This window comes from Vreelandella sedimenti (genome assembly GCF_013416325.1).
Taxonomy (GTDB): domain Bacteria; phylum Pseudomonadota; class Gammaproteobacteria; order Pseudomonadales; family Halomonadaceae; genus Vreelandella; species Vreelandella sedimenti.
In genome coordinates, this window is the sequence record NZ_JACCGK010000044.1 from 1 (window position 1) to 3965 (window position 3965).

The 3965-nt window shown below is 47.6% G+C and carries 4 protein-coding genes and 2 pseudogenes; 3 read left to right on the top strand and 3 right to left on the bottom strand.

Annotated elements, in window-relative coordinates; genetic code table 11:
• Window positions 1-414: pseudogene (locus tag HZU72_RS23480) on the bottom strand (transposase); the annotation flags it as partial.
• Window positions 415-726: 312 nt separating this feature from the next.
• Here HZU72_RS23480 and HZU72_RS23485 point away from each other — a divergent pair.
• On the top strand, window positions 727-1212 hold the full coding sequence (locus HZU72_RS23485) for a hypothetical protein (RefSeq protein ID WP_180096356.1): 486 nt from the start codon (window positions 727-729) through the stop codon (window positions 1210-1212).
• A 195-nt stretch (window positions 1213-1407) separates the two neighbouring features.
• Here the strand turns inward: HZU72_RS23485 and HZU72_RS23490 are convergent, their stop codons facing one another.
• Window positions 1408-1797, bottom strand: a complete 390-nt coding sequence (locus tag HZU72_RS23490) for a histone-like nucleoid-structuring protein, MvaT/MvaU family (protein WP_180096357.1) — start codon at window positions 1795-1797, stop codon at window positions 1408-1410.
• Window positions 1798-2125: 328 nt separating this feature from the next.
• Between HZU72_RS23490 and HZU72_RS24330 the strand changes: the two are divergent.
• Window positions 2126-2266, top strand: a pseudogene (locus tag HZU72_RS24330) (IS30 family transposase); the annotation flags it as partial.
• 36 nt (window positions 2267-2302) lie between these two features.
• Here HZU72_RS24330 and HZU72_RS23495 read toward each other — a convergent pair.
• On the bottom strand, window positions 2303-3169 hold the full coding sequence (locus HZU72_RS23495; protein ID WP_208458215.1) for a hypothetical protein: 867 nt from the start codon (window positions 3167-3169) through the stop codon (window positions 2303-2305).
• Window positions 3170-3335: 166 nt separating this feature from the next.
• Here HZU72_RS23495 and uraD point away from each other — a divergent pair, with 166 nt between their 5' ends.
• Window positions 3336-3869, top strand: a complete 534-nt coding sequence (uraD, locus tag HZU72_RS23500; RefSeq protein ID WP_208458216.1) for a 2-oxo-4-hydroxy-4-carboxy-5-ureidoimidazoline decarboxylase — start codon at window positions 3336-3338, stop codon at window positions 3867-3869.
• The last annotated feature ends 96 nt before the right edge of the window (window positions 3870-3965 follow it).

The following is a 3965-nucleotide window of genomic DNA, read 5'->3' on the forward strand; positions in this document are numbered from 1 at the left end:
TGGCCAAGGTAAAGTTGCGGTCTCGATTGTTAACTGCCTTAAATTTGCTGCCATCAATGGCCATCACTGAAGGTGAAAAGAGCCCCAGACGCCGATATATCAAGACAAAGTCTCGGCAGGTGCCTTGGATAGCCTTGCCATTGTGCTTACGGAAATCGACAATTGTTTTGAAGTCCGGTGCGCCTCACGTTCCAGACGGCGGCTGGATTGCACGCGGTTGAGGTAACCGTAAAGATAGATTTTTAACAGTACAGCGGGGTGATACGCGGAGCGTCCAGTGGCTTGAGGATCAATACCTTCGAAGCCCAGCTGCCTGAGGTCGAGGGCGTCAATGAAAGCTTCAATGACCCGAACCGGATTGTCTTCAGTAACGAAATCATCCAGAAGCTCAGGNGAGCAGACCCTTTTTACAATTCAGCACGCCCAAGCAGAATTTGAACCTGCGTCCCTCGGCTTCAGACTACTGCAATAGGGTAGCCAGCAGATTACGTCGAGTGTGGGCCTGCAGGGAATATCATTGCAGTACCGCCAGCGGCGAATCACTGCATTAGTAAAGTTAAATTTGCTAGCCCGCCCACTGCCACTAATATTAGAAGGCGCCGCCTGAATTGCTGTAGAAGGTCGCTGACGGCCAGTAGAGGAAAACCTCTATCGCCTAGGCGGTTATCAAGAGTCCTACACTTATGCTCTGTTTCTAGCGGAGCTAAAAAATAAAGGGAAATGGGAATGTTTAAAAATAGTTATTTAATCTCTGTTTCGGCCGCTACGACTCTTTCTCTACTGCTGTCGCCTTTTGCTTGGGCGAAGGAAGTGTACAGCGAGACAGCAACCGGTATGGTCGAAGCAGCTGTTCAAGCGATCTGCGATGGTGATAAAGAGAGACATCTTTCAATGCACCAGCGGCAAATTGAACCTGATCTCTATTATGAGGAAAAATTCGCTGCCTTCCATGAAGCTTGCAGGGATAACGGTATAGCGGAGATTGAAACGACATCAGAATTTGACGATGCATTAATGCAAGAGCAAAAGCGTCGATTTCACATTGATGCGAAGATTGTTATGGGAGATGGTTCTGTGTACACAACCACGTATCGAGTGGTTTGGGGTTCATTCAAGGTGCCAGAGAGTAGCAATCCAGTCGAGGCATGGAGACTGGGTGGCCTCAGTAGAGTAGAAGTACCTATTCTCAGGGAAGACCTGTCGCGAAATTAAATTCACCTTAACAGACCGGTGAAGAAAAATGCTGGTCGCCATGCTAATTAACGGATGGCTGATGGACTTACTAGCTGCTTTCCTTTTCGACCACATCGCTTAAATAGTTTTCGCTCACTGAGCAGGCTCAGTGAGCGTTTTAAGGGGTAACTTTGCCATGCTGGCGCTGCCACCCCGAAGTAAATATCAGCTTTATTACTCAGTTACTTTTACAACCCAACCGACAACTTCTTCATTACCAAATTCAGCCTTCCACTCTTGGATGACTTTGTTATTTCCGCCACGGGTTTCTACCGTTTCGCCAGTGTGTGGGTTTTTGTAGACCTTCAAGGGGCGTTTTTTACGGCCATCTGTGCTGCTTGTGCTTACCTTGCCAGCTTTTGCTGGTTTAGAGCGGTAAGATGGGTCAAGCATTTCACATACGTCACGCGCTAATTTGCCGTGCTCAGTCATGAGCGCTTGTAGTCTTTCTTTGAATTCAAGCTCTGCTTTTAGCTCACTGTTATTTTCCAGCGCTTGCAGCTCTTCCTGCAGCTGCTTTAACATCTGTTCTTTTTTGAGGTAATCACTCAGTACCGATGCCATAGTCTAAATTCCTATATTTTTAAAAATTCAAGATGACTCTTAAACATATATCTTACGCATTATAGCTTTAATATAGCCATTGAGAAAAGAAAAGCTTAATCTTCAGGTCTGGATGCATAGAATAACCGCAGCACTTTGGATCACAAGGTAAAAATAGGAGGGCCAGCAACGGCATCCTCTCTGTCTTACCCGCCATAGTGAAGTAGGGCATGGATATCGACAACCGAATCAATGATACCAAATTTTTGACTATCTTTAGACTGACATCAGCCAGCGGGCCATTGGAGTCCACAGCAGCACTATTAGCTGCGAGATAAAACGCAACGGGTCAGACACAGAGCTGAGGGTCGTTGTCTCTAACCTCAACGATAGATCATGAAAGCGGCTGGGATACCGAACCCCAGCCCAGGTGTTATTAGGAGAATACGCAGAAGCGCTAGCAGCCGCAGGTGCTGCACTTATTGGTTGAATTCAGAATTAAATACTAGGCAGCTAAGTTTCTATATTAGAAATGCCATTCGACATTCAGCGTCATAGCGTCGGTATCAACCCCTGGCTTATCATGATTGCCAAATTTATTGCGCCAATATTCGTAGCCAACGCCGGCCCATAGCGAGTTTTTCGCCCCCCACGCGACTTGCCCTACATCCAGCATCAGCGAGGTACGCATTAACTGCTCAGGCTTGGTCGAATCGCCAAAGTAGTCATCCCCTTTCGCACCGTTGTAGTTATAGAAGCCTTGAAATTTTAGCGGTAACGCAGCCACTTCAAACGGTAACCCCCAAGCCAAATTGATTTGGTAATAAGGGTCAAATGAGATGCTGTTCTGGTTTTCGGGAAGCCCACAGGGTGGCAGGCCACAGTGGTTCCACTCCCTGCTATAAAACAGACTTAGATCTACAAAGCCTCGCGGCACGTCAAACTTAAACGTTGGCCCAACTACCAGTTGGCGCTTACGCGGCGCAAAGCCGGTATTTTTAGTGTTGAGATCAAACCCCAAGGTTAGTGCCATATCCCTCACTGGTCCGAATGCTACCGGCTCATCAAACACGCTCCCCGCATGCAGTTGATGGCGGTACGTCAAGTACGCTTCCGTTGCCCCTGAGTCACTGTTGCTGGCGGGATCTTCATTACTGGACTGTAGAAGATCCAGGTTGAAAAAGTTTTGTCCCAGTGAATAACCACTTACATGGGTGAACTGGAGAATATGCTTCTCCACATTTTCAGGGTTATTAGGCTCCATAAACTGTGTTCCATAGCGATAACCCACAAACGTATCACTCCACGCCGCCGCATGAGCACCTGCCGACATACAGCCAAGAAGTGTGGCCACCGACACATACTTAGCCACTGCTTGGTTTCTCTTCAACATGCGAAAACCCCTTTTGTTTGATTTTTTAGACGCATTTTTTAACGCCGCGAATGTTTTTGCCGGCGTAAACAACCATTTTTTTTCGATAACAGCACTTTTTAGAGTACATTTATCTATATTTATTGTATACAATAAGAATGACAATAAAATACAAAAGGAGCATACATTGTTGCTAATTTCAAACGCAGCGCGTCCTAGCAGCCTTGATTTAGAAGATTTTCTTACCCATTACGGCGATATATTCGAACACTCGCCATGGGTAGCAGAAACTGCCTGGAAACAAGGCCTTACCACCCAGCATGATGATGCCGACGTATTAGCAGACAGCATGGGAGCAGTGCTTCGCAACGCAGAGATTGATGAACAAATTGCCGTTATCCGCGCTCACCCTGATCTAGCGGGAAAAGCCGCTTTGGCCGGCGAATTAACCCAGGACTCCACCCGTGAACAGGCGGGAGCAGGCCTAGACCAGTGCACCGCTGCAGAGTTTGAGCGCTTCCAACGGCTGAATCAGGCTTACCAGGATAAGTTCGGCTTCCCCTTCGTGATTGCCGTTAAAGGGCTTGATCGTCACGCCATTCTCGATGCATTCGAAAAGCGACTTGAAAACGACGCCGTAACCGAGCGACAAACAGCCATTAATCAAATCATCCAGATAGCGCGCTTTCGCTTGCACATGCGTGCCGAGACGGCTGCATAAACCCCATGAGATTACTCTTCCCTCAGCCTGAACGGTGCTCGCCCTTCAGGCTGTGAGGCTTGCCTTTTATCGTCATTCGGAGAGACCTCTATGAGT

What these genes read in the sequence shown, in the direction of transcription:
- HZU72_RS23485 (WP_180096356.1), top strand. Translation starts at nt 727, where the DNA reads ATGTTTAAAAATAGTTATTTAATCTCTGTTTCGGCCGCTACGACTCTT.
- HZU72_RS23490 (WP_180096357.1), bottom strand. Translation starts at nt 1,797, where the DNA reads ATGGCATCGGTACTGAGTGATTACCTCAAAAAAGAACAGATGTTAAAG.
- HZU72_RS23495 (WP_208458215.1), bottom strand. Translation starts at nt 3,169, where the DNA reads ATGTTGAAGAGAAACCAAGCAGTGGCTAAGTATGTGTCGGTGGCCACA.